Raw genomic sequence first — 16,017 nt, forward strand, 5'->3', positions numbered from 1 at the left:
TTCAGGTGCCGGCCGCCCGCGCGCCGGCGTTTCACGTATCCTTGCCCGATGAGACTGCGCCCGATTTTCGGTATCTGCGTGACGCTCGCCCTGTTCGTGGGCGGCTTGCGGGCCATGGGCGCGGCCTGGTCGCTGGTGGTGCTGCTCGTCATCATGGTGGCCGTGCTCACGGCGGTGCTCAACCGCCTCTACCGCGGCATGTACGACGAAGACGACGATTTCTGAGGTCGTGCGCCGTCCCATCCGGTCCGCGGAACCCTCGCGCGTTCTGCCCCTCCAACCTTGATGGACAACATCACCCTGGCAGGATCCCTGCGACGTGCGGTATTGCGAATCGGCGTCTGGAGCCTCATCGTCGCGGGCGCCGTCTGGGCCTGGCCGCGTCTGCCGGATGCGGCGCGGGCGCCCTGGCACATGCTGCGTCTGTCATGGCAGGACGCGCCCACGGCCGTGGCCGTGCCGGTGCAGGGTGTGACGCCCGCCCGCCTCGCCGATACCTGGGGCGCGGCGCGCTCCGGCGGCCGCCGGCACGAGGGCATCGACATATTCGCTCCCCGCGGCACCCCGGTGCTGTCGGCCACCGAAGGCATCGTGAGCCGGATCGGCACCAATAATCTGGGCGGACAGGTGGTCTGGGTGTTGGGGCCGGGCGGCCAGCGGCATTACTACGCCCACCTCGACGACTACGCCGACATCAGTCATGGCCAGCTGGTGCAGACCGGTGATGTGCTGGGCTTCGTCGGCAACACGGGCAACGCCCGCGGCACGCCACCCCATCTGCATTACGGCATCTATGGCAAGGGCGGCGCCATGAACCCCTATCCCTTGCTGAAGGCCGGCGCGCGCTGACGCGGCTTGCCGGCGCCACCCCGGAACGCTCTCACCCCTGACGGAAATCAGCTCGCCCCGCGCGCGTCGGGCAGCGCGGCGTCCTTGCGGCGCCTGTTGCGGCGTCGCGGGGGCGGCACGTCGGCCTGCGCTCTCAGCGCCGCGAGAATGGCTTCGCACTTGTGCTTCAGATGCGTCTTGAGAATGCCGGAAAGCGAGGCGGCGTCGCGGCGGGCCAGCGCGTTGAGCATCCCCTCGTGTTCCGCCATCGCCCGTTGCCAGATGTCTTCGGTCATGGGGGATGAGAAGCGAATGCGCCGGATGCGGGCGTTGACCATGCCGTATTGCGCCACCAGCACGGGATTGCGCGTGGCGTGGATCAGCGCTTCGTGAATGCTTCGATTGGCCTCGTAGTACCGGACGCTGTCCCGGACATCGAAAGCGCGCCGCATCGCCGCGTGCTGCGCTGCGATCTGTTCGTACTCGGCCGTGGTGATGCGCGCTGCCGCCTGCTCGCCGGCGAGTGCTTCCAGCGCGCCCGCCACGGCGAACAGCCCCTCGACATCGTCCGGCGTCACGACCGCGACCCTGGCGCCGCGATTGGGCAGAAGCTCGACATGGCCTTCCGCCGCCAGCACCTTCAGCGATTCACGCAGCGGCGTGCGCGATACGCCAAACCGCGCGCAAAGCGCGGCCTCTGGCACTTTGGTGCCTGGCGCGATTTCCCCTTGCACGAACACCTCACGCAGCTGTGCGAGCAGGGCAGTGTGGACGTATGCCTTGTGCATGCGGCGAGTATGCCGACGGTGAGCGCAAGACTGAATGCATAAACGGTTTAAGACGCGAGTTTCGAACTTGTTCTACGCGTTGAAGCGGCGACTTTGTTGGCCTTTCGATTGTTTGCCTCGGTGGTGAATTCGTAGAGTGAACGCATGCATTTTTCACTCTTTTTGCCCGTTATTTCGGGCCCTTTCACCAACTGAGGACCATTATGAATGCAATCCAACAAGGCATCCTGGAGATCCCAGGGTCGACGCACGATCACCGGCACTACACCAACGCGCTCGGGCCGCGCGGCGTGATCGGCATCATGACGCCCGGGCCCAACGTCAACGTCGAAAACGAGATGATGGACATGCGGCCGCGCGGCGTGATCAACGCGGTCGATCGCTACTACGTGCCGAACCAGAAGATCAATCAGAACGAAGACTGGTCGATCATCATGCGCAACGTCGCCGCCAACCTCGACGACTCCGTCCGGCGTCTCAAGGAGGCGCTGATCGATCATCTCACGCTGGGCATGTCGTCGCAGAGTTACATGGGGGGCGAGAAGGGCAGCTTCGCCTTGCTCGAACACCTCGAGAAGCTCTCCGGGGTGGCGGTCACCATGGGGGCGCAGTCCGCCGAGCAGGCCCTCAAGCTGTGCGGCGCGAAGAAGATAGCGCTGCTCACGCCGTACTACCCCGTCATCGAACAGAACGCCATCAGCTATTTCACGGCGCGTGGCTTCGAGGTCGTGCATGTCGAGGGCCTCAAGTGCGAAAGCATCATTCACGTCGCTTCGCAGACCTATGAGCAGCTGGCTGATGCCACCCTGCGTTGCGAGGCCGCGCGGCCCGACGCGATTCTTCAGCTGGGCACCAATCTGGCCTATGCCCGCGTCGCCAACGACGCCGAGAAGTGGTTGCGCAAGCCCGTCTTCGCCTCCGGGCCGGTGATCTATTGGTCGGCGCTGCGCAAGATGGGGATCAAGGACCAAATGCCCGGCTTCGGCAGCCTGATGGAATTCCACTGACCCGAGCGTCAGGGAGGAGACAACCATGAATACTCAACGACGCAGGATCGTCGGTGCGCTCGCGCTGGCCTTCGCACTCGCGCCCGTCGCCACAGCCGTGGCCGCCACAACGGTGGCCGCCACGACGGTGGCCGCCACGACGTCATATCCGTCCCGTGCGATCACCATCCTGGTGGGCTTCGCGCCGGGCGGTGGCACGGATCTCATCGCGCGGCAGATCGTGGGCCGTATGGCAGAGCTGCTCAAGCAGCCGGTCGTGGTCGAGAACCGTGCGGGGGCTAGCGGCGCGATCGCTGCCGGCGCCGTGGCCAAGGCCAAGCCCGACGGCTACACGCTGCTGTTGGGGCACGTGAGCTCCAACGCCATGTTGCCCGCCGTCAACCCCGACGTCAGTTACGCGCCCGACAAGGATTTCCGCGCCATCACCCTGATCGGCAGCGTTCCTCAGGTCGTGGTGGTGCCCGCGCGCTCTCCGGCACGCACGCTCGCCGAATTCATCGCGCTCGCCAAAAGCCGGCCGGGCCAACTCAACTATGCCTCGTCCGGTCTGGGCACGCAGCAGCACTTTGCCGCCGAGCTGTTCCAGCAGGCAACCGGGACCCGCATGGTTCATGTGCCCTACAAGGGCAGTGGTGCGGCCCTGGCCGACCTGATGGCTGGCCTGGTCGACGTGAACTTCGACACGGTGCCCACGGTGCAGCAGCACATTCGCGCCGGCACGCTCAGGGCGCTTGCCGTCACGACGCGCGAGCGCGTCGCCGGCCTGCCCGATGTGCCCACCGTCATCGAAGCCGGCGTGCCCGACTACGAGATCGGCGCCTGGTACATGCTGATGGGACCGGCGGCGCTGCCGCCCGATATCACCGCGACCCTCGCGAAGGCCGTCAACGAAACCATTCGCACGCCGGAGGTGGCGACCAAGCTGCTCGGGCTGGGCGTCGAAACCGCGGGTGGCACGCCGGAAGCCGCCCAGCGCTATCTCGACAGTGAAATCGCGCGCTGGAAGGCGCTCGCCATCGACAAGGGCCTGCGCGCCCGCTGAGGAACTTCCATGACTATCCAGCATCTTCCAAACCTGTCGCGGCTGCTGCACGGCCTGTTGGCGGGGGCGCTCTTCCTGGGCATGGGTGTCGCCCGCGCGCAGGCGCCCGAGGCGCCCGCGCCGATCTTGTGGCGCATGGCGACCTCCTGGCCCGTCGCCCTGCCGCTGCTGCACGAGACGGCGGCCGACTTCGCCCAGACCGTCGCGGCGGCATCGGGCAACCGGCTGCGTATCGAGCTGATTGATCCGGCCAAACATGGCAAACCCGCGGGCCTGCTTCAGGCCGTGCAAGCGGGCGAATTCGATCTGGCGCACACCACGGCGCAGTACTACGCGGCGCAGGTGCCCGCGATCGACTTCTTCACCGCCGTCCCGTTCGGGCTCACGCCGCTCGAGCAGGAAGGGTGGCTGCACGAGGGCGGGGGCCAGGCCTTGTTCGAATCCATTCTGGCACCGCGCGGCATCCTGCCTTTGACGGCGGGGCACACGGGCATCCAGATGGGCGGCTGGTTTGCCAAGGCCATTCGTTCGCCGCAAGACCTCAAGGGGGTGCGAGTCCGTGTGTCGGGCTTCCCGGGGCGCGTTCTCGCCCGTGTGGGCGCCGTGCCCGTCAACCTCCCGCTGGGCCAGATCATTCCGGCCTTCGCCGCGGGCCAGATCGACGCGGCGGACGTCGTGGGCCCGGCCATCGATGCGACGCTGCCGCTCAAGCAATATGCGCCGCACTACATCGCGCCGTGGCATGAGCCGGACGTCGCCATGCACGTCTTCATCGATCGCGCCAGGTTTCTGGCGCTGCCGCCCGACCTGCAGGTAATCGTGCGGCAGGCGGCGCAGGCGGCGGCACTGCGCTCGGCGGCACGTGCCAATGACCGCAACGCGGTGGCCCTGGGCCAGCTGGAGGCGGCCGGGATCCGCGTGAAGGCCTTCCCGGCGTCCGTGCTGAAGGCGCTGCGCGAGGCCACGCAGACCGAGCTCGACGCGTCCGCTCAGGCCGATCCGGAGGCTCGCCGCGTGATCGAGAGCTGGAAAGCCTACAAGGCCCGCGTCGCGCCCTACAGCCTCCAAGCCGACATGGCGGTTTTCAACGTGCGCTGATCGGCCACACCAAGCGCCGGCGGGCTTCCCGGCCCCCGGCCCACACCCCATTCAGCGAGGTTCTTATGCGTCGCTTATCGTTGGCCCCCTGGGGCATTCTGCTGCTGCGCCTGACCATCGGTGGTCTCTTCATCGCGCATCTCTATTGGAAGTTCTTCCTGTTGCCCGGCGGCGTCTCGCAATGGATCCAGTTGCTGCACAACAACGGCTATGGCCCGCCGGTCGCCTGGTATAGCCTGACCGCGGAGTTCGCGGGCGCGATTCTGATCACGGCCGGTATCGGCACCCGGCTCTTCAGCCTCTACGCCTTGCCTTTCATGATCGGCGCCGCGCACTTCTGGGCGGTGCGCAAAGGCTTCTTCTTCACCAATGCCGGCTCGGAGTTGCCGGTGGTGTGGGCGGTCCTGCTCGCCGCTCAGGCGCTGCTCGGCCCGGGGCGCTGGGCGCTGCAGAACGCCCTGTGGCCCGAAGGCACCCGGCGTGTGCCGGGCGGCGTGCATGAGGGGGGCATGGCCTGAGGCGTGTCCGGCCCGGGCTCCGGGCAGGGTGGGGGCGGCCGCACGCGTAGGTGGGCGGCCGCCGTCGTTATGCGCCGTCGTCGGAGGCGGGAGGCATCCGGCTGAACGCGCGGACCATGTGGGCGATGTGGTCGAACTCTTCGCGGGCAGCGCTGGCCCAGGCCGGGATTTCGAAGGGGCCGTCGGGCGGGGTGTCGTCGACATGCGTGCGCAGGTCTTCGATCAGCTCCAGCGCCATGGTGGTGGCCTGCTCATGGCCGCGGGTGGCCAGCGCGATGGCGACCGCAAGGGTTTGCCGCAAGGCCAGCAGGCGGCCGTCGAGTTCGTCGTTCATCGCAAGCTTCCGTTTCAAAACCCCATTTTACGGTTTCGCCGCGGCCGCGAGCCGTGGCATTGCGCCAGATCAAAACCGGCGGGTCAGTCGCCACCGATAATCGTTGCATGCCGACCTCGACCCTTCGCGTGGCGGCATCTGCCGCCATGACCCACGCACACACGCCACTCGTTCCCCTGTCCATTGCTCCCGTGACCCGCTCGGCCATGCCGCCCGAGCCGCAGGCGCAGCGAGATCAGAACCTTGCCCAGCAAGATCGCCCGGGCCTAGATCAGGCTGCCATCCCGGCGCCGGCCTTCTCTCCGGAATTGCTCGCGCGGATGTCCAAGAACGGGCCGCGCTACACGTCGTATCCCACCGCGGATCGCTATACCCCCGCGTTCGGCCCCGACGACTACCAGGCCGCGCTGCAGGTGCGGGCGCGTACCCCGGGCCAGCCGCTCTCGCTCTACATACACATCCCGTTTTGCGAGTCGGTCTGTTACTACTGTGCCTGCAACAAGATCGTCACGCGTCACCACGACCGAGCGAGCCGATACCTGGCGGCGCTCGAACGCGAGATCGCGCTGCATACCGCGGTGCTCGGCGAGGGCGAGCCGGTCTCGCAACTGCATTTCGGCGGCGGCACGCCCACCTTTCTGTCGGACGACGAGCTAGACCGCCTCATGCAGGTGCTCCGGGCGCGCTTCGCGTTTCAGCCCGATGCCGAGATTTCCATCGAGGTCGACCCGCGCACGGTCAGCGCCGAACGTCTCGCTCATCTTGCCCGGCTGGGCTTCAATCGCCTGAGCCTGGGCGTGCAGGATTTCGACGAGGCCGTGCAGCGCGCCATCCACCGGGTCCAGCCGTTCGAGCAGGTCGAGGCGCTGATGCGCAGCGCGCGCGAGCTGGGTTTCGCGTCGATCAATATGGATCTGATCTACGGCCTGCCACTACAGAGCGCCGCGTCGTTCGCTCGCACCATCGCCCTGGTGGGGGCGTTGCGGCCCGACCGGATCGCGCTGTATGCCTACGCGCATCTGCCCGAGCGCTTCAAGCCACAGCGGCGCATTCTCGATTCCGACCTGCCCGATCCCGCGACCCGGGTCGGCCTGCTGGGCAGCGCCATCGCCGGCTTTCTGGAGCTCGGCTACGTATATATCGGCATGGACCACTTCGCCCTGCCCGAAGACAGCCTGGCGCGCGCGCGTGCCTCGGGCCAGTTGCAGCGCAACTTCCAGGGCTACAGCACCCAGCCCGACTGCGACCTCGTGGCGCTGGGGGTTTCATCCATCGGCCGCGTGGGCTCGGTCTACGCCCAGAACGTCAAGACGCTGGATGCCTACTACGAACGGATCGAGGCAGGCCGGTTCGCCACCGAACGAGGGCTGCAGTGCACGCCCGACGACCTGGTCCGGCGCGACATCATCATGGCGCTCATGTGCCGTGGCGAGGTCGATCTGGCCGATCATGTCTCGCATTGCGGCGGTACCTGCGGAAGTGCCTGTCGCCGCAGCGACACGGACCGCGTGGCCGAGCAATATCCGACCGAGCTCGCCCGCCTGCGCGAACTCGAAGCGCTCGAGTTGTGCTCGCTCGACGGGTCGCGCGTGCGCGTGACGCCGCAGGGCTGGTATTTCGTGCGCGCGATCGCCATGACGTTCGACCGCCGTCTGCGTGACGACGCCGTGGCGGGCCGGTATTCGCGCATCGCGTGACCCCAACGGCGAGGCGACCGGGCCACCGGCGCCTTCGCCAGCGTGAACCGGTACTGCCCCCTTGAAGGCCGGGCAGCATCGGTTCGCGGCAGGGTTCAGATCACTTCGCGCTGGAATTTTTCTCGCAGATATAACGCCAGCGCGAGGTCGTCGGCCAGGCCAAGCTTTTTCATCGCGCGCCGCTTGTGCGTGCTGATGGTTTTTTTGCTGCGCGACAGCCGCGCGCCGACCTGCGTGACGGACAGGCCCTGCGCAATCTGACGCAGGATCTCGAGCTCGGCGCGCGTGAGCCGCTCTTCCGGATGCGAGGGCCGGGCCGCCTGGATCATTCCGCTCTTGCAGCTCCAGAACGTGACCGGATCGACCGAGATCCGCCGGATCAGTTCGGGCAGAAGCTCGACCGGCGCGTGCTTGGGCAAAAAGGCATTGGCGCCGGCCTGAAACGCCGCGAACTCGACTTCGGCCTGGCGGCCCGCCGAGCAGGTGATCACCGCCATGGACGGATCCTGCCGCTTCAATCGGCGGATCAGGTTGCCGCCGTCGGCGGGCTGGCCGGGCAGGAAGAAGTCGACGATCGCCGCGTCGCAGGCGTTCTGACGCAGGAAGTCACTGAGCTGGTCGGCACGGGTCTCGGCCCAGCGCACGTCCATGTCGTGCTGCAGACGCAGATACGCGGCGACGCCCAGCGCGGTGGCGGGGTGGTCGTCGAGAACGGCGATCCGCAACTTGGGGCGTGGGCCCATGGTGTGCCGGCGTACGACGTAAGGAGGGGCAGGGCGGTTGGGGGGATCGTCTTGCATTCTTGCTTGGGACATGAAACACCCTCTGGTAATGGATCGGCCTCCCGGGCGGGGCGGCCTGTCTGTGCATGAGCCAGACGTTACCGGGCGGCGACGCCCTTGGCGCGCCTGTGCGGGAGCTTCAGATTTGTCTGACAGAACTATCGGACGAAGAGAGGGGCCGAATGCTCCTAAGTCCCGCGCCTGCTACGCGCGGGCAGGGAAATCCCGGAGGACTGGTGCGAAAAGTGCTACAATTCTTGATGTATCGGGTACTCCGGTCGTGAAGTCCGTGCTGGCGCGATTCGCCGGCCTGCCATTTCCGACTCGTGCCTCAGTTTGCTAGCAGTCCCGTTTTGTCCGGCCCGGCGCACAGGCGCGGGCCCATTCAGGTGAATCCAGGCACACGCCATGTTTGTCCTTCCGACACGAACTACGACCGGAATTCTTCGCCCCAAGTCGCGTCAGTGATTCGAGCGTTGGGTTTTGGTGTCGGCAGACAACAGACTCTTCAAGCAAGCAGGCAAAGAACGCGGCTCACAGGCCGCGTTTGTCGTTTTTAATCCAGGAAAATCTTCGATGGTACAAATCACATTGCCGGATGGCTCGCAGCGCCAATACCCGGGACCGGTCACGGTCGCCGAGGTCGCGCAGTCCATCGGTACCGGCCTGGCCAAGGCAGCGCTGGGCGGGCGGGTAGCGTTCGAGGGCACGGAGCCCAAGTTGGTCGATACGAGTTATTCGATCACCACCGACGCCAATCTGGCCATCGTGACCGCCAAGGATCCGGACGGCCTGGAGCTGATCCGCCATTCGACGGCGCACTTGCTGGCCTACGCCGTGAAGTCGCTTTTCCCGGATGCGCAGGTCACGATCGGTCCCGTGATCGACAACGGCTTCTACTACGACTTCTCGTACAAGCGCCCGTTCACGCCCGAAGATCTCGAAGCCATCGAAAAGAAGATGACCGAGCTCTCGCGCAAGGACGAAAAGGTCTCGCGCGAGGAATGGACGCGCGACGACGCCGTGGCCTTCTTCAAGAGCATCGGTGAAACGTACAAGGCCGAGATCATTGCCTCGATCCCGTCCAACGAAACGCTCAGCCTGTATCGCGAAGGCGACTTCATCGACCTGTGCCGCGGCCCGCACGTGCCGTCCACGGGTAAGCTGAAGGTCTTCAAGTTGATGAAGGTGGCCGGCGCCTACTGGCGCGGCGACAGCAACAACGAAATGCTGCAGCGGATCTACGGCACGGCCTGGGCCTCGAAAGACGACCAGGACGCCTATCTGCACATGCTCGAAGAGGCCGAGCGCCGCGACCACCGCAAGCTGGGACGCGACCTCGATCTGTTCCACTTCCAGGAAGAAGGCCCCGGCCTGATCTTCTGGCATCCCAAGGGCTGGACGCTCTGGCAGCAGGTCGAGCAGTACATGCGCTCGGTCTACATCGACAACGGCTACCAGGAAGTGAAGGCGCCGCAGATCCTCGATCTGTCGCTCTGGAAAAAGACCGGCCACTGGGACAACTACCGTGAAAACATGTTCACGACGGAGTCCGAGAATCGCGTGTATGGCCTGAAGCCGATGAACTGCCCGGGCCACGTGCAGATCTTCAATGCCGGCCTGCACTCGTACCGCGAGCTGCCGCTGCGCTACGGCGAATTCGGCCAGTGCCATCGCAACGAGCCCTCGGGTTCGCTGCACGGCATGATGCGCGTGCGCGGATTCACGCAGGACGACGGCCACATTTTCTGTACCGAAGACCAGCTCCAGGACGAGTGCGCCGATTTCACGGCGCTGCTCCAGAAGGTCTACCGCGACTTCGGCTTCAACGAAGTGCTGTACAAGGTCGCCACGCGTCCCGAGAAGCGCATCGGCAGCGATGAGGTCTGGGACAAGGCCGAAGAGGCCCTGATGGAAAGCCTGCGCCGCACCGGCTGCGAGTTCGAGGTGTCGCCGGGCGAAGGCGCGTTTTATGGTCCCAAGATCGAGTACACGCTCAAGGACGCCATCGGCCGTCATTGGCAGTGCGGCACGATCCAGGTCGATTTTTCGATGCCGGTTCGCCTGGGCGCCGAGTTCGTCGACCAGAACGACCAGCGTCGCCCGCCCGTGATGCTGCACCGCGCGATCCTCGGTTCGCTCGAGCGTTTCATCGGTATGCTGATCGAAAACCACGCCGGGGCGATGCCGCCCTGGCTGTCCCCGGTGCAGGTCGCGGTGTGCTGCATTTCCGAGCATTCCGCCGACTATGCGGCGCAAATAACACAAAGCCTGAAAAAACAAGGCTTTAGGGCCCAGGCCGATTTGCGCGGGGAAAAAATCACTCGTAAAATCCGAGAGCATAGCCTGCAAAAGATTCCGTACATCCTTGTCGTAGGCGACAAAGAGATGCAAAACGGGACCGTTGCGGTACGCGGCCTGGGTGGCCTCGACCTCGGCGCCATCGCATTCGACGACTTCGTCAGCCGCCTGACCGAAGATGTCGCGACCCGGCGAGCCGTGGTTCAGCCCGACACCAGCGCCTCTAATTAACTACTAGGAGTCTTCAACATCGCCACTGAAAAGCCCAATCGCATCAACGGTGAAATCCGCGTCCCTGAGGTGCGCCTGATAGGTCTGGATGGTGAACAGCTCGGTATTCTCAAGATTGCCGATGCGTTCCGTCTTTCCGAACAAGCAGACGTGGACTTGGTCGAAATCGCGCCCAATGCCGAACCGCCAGTCTGCCGTTTGATGGATTACGGTAAGTTCAAGTACCAGGAACAGAAACGCCAGGCCGAGGCCCGCTCGAAGCAGAAGATCATCCAGGTCAAGGAAGTCAAATTCCGTCCTGCGACTGACGAGGGCGACTACCAGGTCAAACTGCGCAACCTGCGCCGCTTCCTCGAAGAAGGCGACAAGGCCAAGGTCACGCTGCGCTTCCGCGGCCGTGAAATGGCTCACCAGGAACTGGGTATGCGAGTGCTGGAGCGGGTGCGTGACGATCTGACCGAACTGGCTCAGGTCGAAGCGATGCCCAAGCTGGAAGGCCGTCAAATGGTCATGGTGCTGTCCCCGAAGAAGAAAGCGGTGGCAAGCAAGGCCGACGCGTCTGAATGAACCCCGGACCGGCCCGGGCGCCTCGTGGCGTCCGGGCCGGTTTGCGTTTGCGCCGTCTGCACCGCGGACGGCGCATTGTTTTCCCGGTCTCGGGAACGGCTGCTGCCGCTCCGCGGGCCTGTTTCCAACCCGGTCCGCCGACCGGTTTAGCGTTGGGCGGCCCCACCGGCTGCCCAATGTATGTGCGCGGCGCAGTCCGCACGATGGCGCGGTGTGAGCCGCCGCGCTACGATGAATCGAGTGCCCGTCGCCGTTCCGGCCTGACGGGACCGTACCAGGTGTCACGATGCACGTATTGTTTGTGATCGATCCCTTGCCGCTGCTCAAGGCGTACAAGGACAGTTCCGTCGCCATGATGCAGGCGCTGGTGGCACGCGGCCACACGCTGAGCGTGGCGCTCCAGGGTGATCTCTTCATCGACGAAGGCGTCGTGCTCGCGCGCGCCACGCCGATCGAGCTGGTCGCCGATGCGGATCTGCACGAGCATGACTGGTGGCGTGATACCGCCCCGGCGGCCGACGTGGCGCTGAAGTCTTTCGGCGCCGTGGTCATGCGCAAGGACCCGCCGTTCGACATGGAGTACGTGTACTCCACGCACCTGCTCGAGTACGCGCAGGCGCAAGGCGCCAAGGTATTCAACGGTGGCGCCGCGATCCGCAATCACCCCGAAAAGCTCGCGATCACGGAGTTGGCGGAGTACACCGCGCCCACGCTCGTCACGCGCGACATCCCGCGCCTGAAGGCCTTCCATCAGCGCCATGGCGACGTGATCGTCAAGCCGCTCGACGGCATGGGCGGCACCGGCATCTTCCGCCTGCAGGCGGCCGATCCCAACCTGAACGCCATCCTGGAAACGCTCACCGACAATGGCGCGCGCACCATCATGGCCCAGCGCTACATTCCCGAGATCGTCAAGGGTGACAAGCGCGTGCTGATCATCGGTGGCGAGCCGGTACCGTTCTCGCTGGCCCGCATCCCGCTGGCGGGCGAAACGCGCGGCAATCTGGCCGCGGGCGGCCGGGGCGTGGCCCAGCCGCTGTCCGAGCGCGACCTCGAACTGGCGCGCGCCGTGGCGGCCAAAACCGCCGGCCGCGGTCTGCTGCTGATCGGTCTGGACGTAATCGGCGACTACATCACCGAGATCAATGTGACCAGCCCGACCTGCTTTGTCGAGATCACCGAGCAGACCGGCTTCAATGTGGCGGACATGTTCGCTCACGCGCTAGAACGCGCCGCCGGCTGATCGACACCATGACTGGAATCGTGATCGTCGTGCACGCACCCCTGGGCAATGCCATGCGCGAGAGCGTCCGGCATGTGCTGGGTGATACGACCGACGAGCTGGCCGTGCATGACATCCTGACCCAGGACATGCCCGATGACCTGGTGCCGCAAGTGCTCCAGGACATCGCGCACGAAGACCGGGGGCAGGGGGTGTTGGTGCTCACCGATCTGATCGGCGCCACGCCGGCCAACATCGCCAAGCGGGCGGTGGCCGAGGCGCAGGCCCAGGGGATCCAGTGCTGCGTGCTGGCGGGCCTGAACACCCCGATGCTGCTGCGGGCTCTGACATATCGCAACCTGACGCTGGCCGAGACGCGCGAGAAGGCGCTCGCGGGCGGCGTTCAGGGCTGCTTGCGTGTAGACTGACGGGCACGTTGTATGCCCAATGCCGCGCGCCGCTTCCGAGGGCGCCGGCGATGAATCATAAGAACACCGCGGCTTGCTGTGGTCACCAGTACTATGCCTACGAAAGACATCGTCATCAGCAACAAACTCGGTCTGCACGCGCGAGCGGCTGCCAAGCTCACGCAGCTGGCCAGCAAGTTCAGCAGCGAAATTTTCATTTCTCGCGGCGCGCAGCGCGTCAATGCCAAGAGCATCATGGGCGTGATGATGCTGGCTGCGGGCCTGGGGGTCACGGTCAAGCTGGATGCATCGGGCGCCGATGCCGAGCGGGCCCTGGCCGAGATTGAAACCTTGTTCGACAGCAAATTCGGTGAGCAGGAATAGAACCCATCCCCCCGAGACCCCGGCCGGGCAGACCCCGGGCGGCGTTCGCGACTCGACCTTGATATCCCCCGACGGGGCTGGCTGCGCCAGCCCCGTTATTTCTTTGTTCGGCAAAGGCGTGGCCCGAGGCTTCGCCATCGGCCGCGCCGTCGTGATGGGGGCGGCTGCCCTCGAAGTGGCGCACTATCGCATTGCCCCCGAGGACGTCGCCAAGGAAACGCAGCGCTTGTCCCAGGCGCTGCTGCAGGCGCAGGCCGAGCTCATGGAGCTGGCCGACAACCTGCCGGACGACGCGCCGCGCGAGCTGGGCGCCATGCTCAACGTGCACAGCCTGCTGATGGGCGACCCGCTGCTGGCCGAGCAGGCGCAGGCCATGATCGCCGAGCGTCTGTACAACGCCGAATGGGCATTGACCGCGCAGGGCCAGTTGCTCGGCGAGCAGTTCGACGCCATGGAAGACGAATATCTCCGTGAGCGCGGCGGCGACGTGCGGCAGGTGATCGAGCGGGTGCTCCATGTGCTGGCCGGCACGTCGGCCATCCTGCCCGACGGGGCGGATGTCGACGGCGACGACCCGCTGGTGGTCGTGGCGCACGACATTTCGCCGGCCGACATGCTGCGCCTGCGCGGCGGCCGTTTCGCGGCCTTCGTCACGGATCTGGGCGGGCCCACCTCGCACACGGCCATCGTGGCGCGCAGCATGGGCGTGCCCGCCGTGGTCGCCATGGGCAATGTGCGCGAGCTCGTGCACGACGGCGACATGCTGATCGTGGATGGTGCCGCCGGTGTGGTGGTCGTGAATCCATCGCGCCGCATTCTCCAGGAGTACCGCGCGCGGCAGCGCGCCTACGCCGAGGAGCGCGCCACCCTGGCCCTGCTGCGCGACGAGCCCTCCGTCACCCTCGACGGCATCGACGTCGTGCTCCATGCCAACATCGAGCTCCCCGAAGAGGCCAGCCTGGCGCTGGCCTCGGGCGCCGAAGGGATCGGGCTGTTCCGCAGCGAATTTCTCTTCATGGGGCGCCCCGATCTGCCGGGCGAAGAAGAGCAATACGAGGCCTACGCTTCGGTCGTGAAGGTCATGGCCGGCCGTCCGGTCACCATCCGTACGCTCGACATCGGCTCCGACAAGACGCTCGATGGCGAGGCCACCGTTGCCACCAACCCGGCGCTGGGGCAGCGCGCGATCCGCTACTGCCTCGCACGTCCGGAGATGTTCGCCACTCAGCTGCGCGCCATCCTGCGGGCCTCGGCCCACGGTACGGTGCGCTTGCTGGTGCCCATGATCGCGCACATGCACGAGGTCAAGGCCACGTTCGCCGCCATCGAGGCGGCGCGCCGCGAGCTCGACGCGCGCGGGCAGGCCTATGCCGAGCACATCGAAGTGGGCGCGATGGTCGAGATCCCCGCGATCGCGATCGCGATCGAGCCTTTTGCGCAGGCGCTCGACTTCCTCTCCATCGGTACCAACGATCTGATCCAGTACACGCTGGCGATCGACCGCGGCGACCACGACGTATCCGAGCTCTACGATCCGCTGCATCCGGCGGTGTTGCGCCTGATCGCCAACACGATCAACGCCGGCGAGCGCGCGGGCATACCGGTGGCGGTCTGCGGCGAGATGGCGGGAGACGCCCGGCTGACCCGGCTGTTGCTGGGCCTGGGCCTCACCGAATTCTCGATGCACCCGCAGCAGTTGCTCGACGTCAAACGCGAGGTACGGCGCGCGCACTCGAACGCGCTGCGCGTCAAGGTGGCCACGGCGCTCAACCGTGCGCTGCCGGTCGATCTCGACATCCTCGACCAGGCCTGACCGCCGGCGCCCCGGGGGCGGCGGCCATGCGCCGCGGCCCTCGGTCCGCCCCGGTCAGGGGGGATTCGTGCGAGAACACAACGTTTTCCCGGGTTGACACATCTATTTGTGCCATGCCCAATAAAAGTTATTGCAGCGCAACATCGCCAGGCATAGGATGAGCTTGCAGGCAGTTGAAAGCCTCGCAGTCTCCAAGCGCCTTTTCTCAAGGAGAGCATGATGGGCGATGTGACTCGCAGCAAACCGGCGTCGCGCCGGACCCGACTTTCCCCTTCCCAAGGCTGGCAACGCTGGCGCGCTGGCGCCGCCGGGGCATTGGGTTTCGTCGGCGATGTGCTGCACGCCATGGATGCCGGCCGCCGCCAGCATCCCGTCATTTCGGCGTATCGGCGTTGATCGCGGCGCCGCCTCGCGCGGCGTACACGACGATCTGACTCAGGCCAGCCGCGAGGCTGGCCTGATGCATTTTGCGGCCGACGTGGCGCGAGCCAGGCGCCGGCCGCCTTGCCGCTGACTTACTGCTTCAGCGTGGCGTCCATGGTGATCTTGGCGTTCAGCACCTTCGACACCGGGCAGCCGGCCTTGGCCTTGGCCGCCGCGTCCTGGAACGCCTTGTCGTCCGCGTTGGGAATGACGGCCTCGACGGTCAGGTGCACGGCGGTGATCGAGAAACCGTCATCCGACTTGTCGAGGGTGACCACGGCGGAGGTGGAAATGCGGTCCGCCACCAGTCCGGCTTCGCCCAGCACATTGGACAGCGCCATCGAGAAGCAGCCGGCATGGGCCGCGCCGATCAGTTCTTCGGGGTTGGTGCCCGGCGCATCCTCGAAGCGGGTATTGAAGCCGTAAGGCTGCTCCTTCAGCGCGCCGCTCTGCGTCGAGATCGTGCCTTTGCCAGTCTTGAGATCGCCTTTCCAGACGGCGGATGCGGATTTCTTCATGAGTCTTACTCCTGGAGGGATGCGCGCGCGAGGGCGCGGGATAGCGGCGCACCGGCC

General features: G+C 66.0%; 18 protein-coding genes. 14 read left to right on the plus strand and 4 right to left on the minus strand.

Annotated elements, in window-relative coordinates; all coding sequences use genetic code 11:
• Positions 1–48: 48 nt before the first annotated feature.
• Entirely contained in the window at positions 49–225 is a 177-nt protein-coding gene (locus CAL25_RS24175) for a hypothetical protein (protein ID WP_170948398.1), read from the plus strand.
• Between the two features lie 189 nt (positions 226–414).
• On the plus strand, positions 415–849 hold the full coding sequence (locus CAL25_RS05690; RefSeq protein ID WP_212590880.1) for a M23 family metallopeptidase: 435 nt from the start codon (positions 415–417) through the stop codon (positions 847–849).
• A 47-nt stretch (positions 850–896) separates the two neighbouring features.
• On the opposite strand, the gene CAL25_RS05695 is transcribed toward CAL25_RS05690, so the two are convergent.
• Positions 897–1,616: a GntR family transcriptional regulator gene (locus CAL25_RS05695; protein ID WP_094798994.1), complete on the minus strand. Its 720-nt coding sequence runs from the start codon at positions 1,614–1,616 to the stop codon at positions 897–899.
• 203 nt (positions 1,617–1,819) lie between these two features.
• Between CAL25_RS05695 and CAL25_RS05700 the strand changes: the two genes are divergently transcribed.
• The 4 genes from CAL25_RS05700 (at position 1,820) to CAL25_RS05715 (ending at position 5,281) form a co-directional block, all read left to right on the plus strand.
• On the plus strand, positions 1,820–2,623 hold the full coding sequence (locus tag CAL25_RS05700) for a maleate cis-trans isomerase family protein (protein ID WP_094798995.1): 804 nt from the start codon (positions 1,820–1,822) through the stop codon (positions 2,621–2,623).
• A gap of 25 nt (positions 2,624–2,648) precedes the next feature.
• Positions 2,649–3,665: a Bug family tripartite tricarboxylate transporter substrate binding protein gene (locus CAL25_RS05705; RefSeq protein ID WP_094798996.1), complete on the plus strand. Its 1,017-nt coding sequence runs from the start codon at positions 2,649–2,651 to the stop codon at positions 3,663–3,665.
• A 9-nt stretch (positions 3,666–3,674) separates the two neighbouring features.
• Entirely contained in the window at positions 3,675–4,763 is a 1,089-nt protein-coding gene (locus CAL25_RS05710) for a TRAP transporter substrate-binding protein (protein WP_094798997.1), read from the plus strand.
• Between the two features lie 65 nt (positions 4,764–4,828).
• Positions 4,829–5,281: a DoxX family protein gene (locus tag CAL25_RS05715; RefSeq protein ID WP_094798998.1), complete on the plus strand. Its 453-nt coding sequence runs from the start codon at positions 4,829–4,831 to the stop codon at positions 5,279–5,281.
• A gap of 67 nt (positions 5,282–5,348) precedes the next feature.
• Here CAL25_RS05715 and CAL25_RS05720 read toward each other — a convergent pair whose 3' ends face one another.
• On the minus strand, positions 5,349–5,615 hold the full coding sequence (locus CAL25_RS05720) for a hypothetical protein (RefSeq protein WP_094798999.1): 267 nt from the start codon (positions 5,613–5,615) through the stop codon (positions 5,349–5,351).
• A 320-nt stretch (positions 5,616–5,935) separates the two neighbouring features.
• Between CAL25_RS05720 and hemN the strand changes: the two genes are divergently transcribed.
• Complete coding sequence (hemN, locus tag CAL25_RS05725; protein WP_249278989.1) at positions 5,936–7,312, plus strand: oxygen-independent coproporphyrinogen III oxidase; 1,377 nt, start codon at positions 5,936–5,938, stop codon at positions 7,310–7,312.
• Between the two features lie 95 nt (positions 7,313–7,407).
• Here the strand turns inward: hemN and CAL25_RS05730 are convergent, their stop codons facing one another.
• Positions 7,408–8,127, minus strand: coding sequence for a response regulator transcription factor (locus CAL25_RS05730; RefSeq protein ID WP_094799001.1), 720 nt, complete (start codon positions 8,125–8,127; stop codon positions 7,408–7,410).
• A gap of 543 nt (positions 8,128–8,670) precedes the next feature.
• Here CAL25_RS05730 and thrS point away from each other — a divergent pair.
• From thrS to CAL25_RS23990, 7 genes are all read left to right on the plus strand, one after another.
• Complete coding sequence (gene thrS / locus CAL25_RS05735; protein ID WP_094799002.1) at positions 8,671–10,626, plus strand: threonine--tRNA ligase; 1,956 nt, start codon at positions 8,671–8,673, stop codon at positions 10,624–10,626.
• A gap of 18 nt (positions 10,627–10,644) precedes the next feature.
• Positions 10,645–11,193 carry a translation initiation factor IF-3 gene (gene infC / locus CAL25_RS05740; RefSeq protein WP_094799003.1) on the plus strand — a complete coding sequence of 183 codons (549 nt, stop codon included), beginning with the start codon at positions 10,645–10,647 and terminating at the stop codon, positions 11,191–11,193.
• Positions 11,194–11,479: 286 nt separating this feature from the next.
• A complete protein-coding gene (gshB, locus tag CAL25_RS05745; protein ID WP_094799004.1) occupies positions 11,480–12,436 on the plus strand; it encodes a glutathione synthase in 957 nt (318 codons plus the stop codon).
• An 8-nt stretch (positions 12,437–12,444) separates the two neighbouring features.
• Complete coding sequence (locus CAL25_RS05750) at positions 12,445–12,843, plus strand: PTS sugar transporter subunit IIA (RefSeq protein WP_094799005.1); 399 nt, start codon at positions 12,445–12,447, stop codon at positions 12,841–12,843.
• Between the two features lie 93 nt (positions 12,844–12,936).
• Entirely contained in the window at positions 12,937–13,206 is a 270-nt protein-coding gene (locus CAL25_RS05755; protein ID WP_094799006.1) for an HPr family phosphocarrier protein, read from the plus strand.
• Between the two features lie 118 nt (positions 13,207–13,324).
• A complete protein-coding gene (ptsP, locus tag CAL25_RS05760; RefSeq protein ID WP_094799444.1) occupies positions 13,325–15,019 on the plus strand; it encodes a phosphoenolpyruvate--protein phosphotransferase in 1,695 nt (564 codons plus the stop codon).
• A gap of 216 nt (positions 15,020–15,235) precedes the next feature.
• On the plus strand, positions 15,236–15,415 hold the full coding sequence (locus CAL25_RS23990) for a hypothetical protein (RefSeq protein WP_141217892.1): 180 nt from the start codon (positions 15,236–15,238) through the stop codon (positions 15,413–15,415).
• Between the two features lie 119 nt (positions 15,416–15,534).
• On the opposite strand, the gene CAL25_RS05765 is transcribed toward CAL25_RS23990, so the two are convergent.
• A complete protein-coding gene (locus tag CAL25_RS05765; RefSeq protein ID WP_094799007.1) occupies positions 15,535–15,960 on the minus strand; it encodes an OsmC family protein in 426 nt (141 codons plus the stop codon).
• Positions 15,961–16,017: the final 57 nt, after the last annotated feature.

The sequence above is a fragment of the Bordetella genomosp. 5 genome (assembly GCF_002261315.1).
Taxonomy (GTDB): Bacteria; Pseudomonadota; Gammaproteobacteria; order Burkholderiales; family Burkholderiaceae_B; genus Bordetella.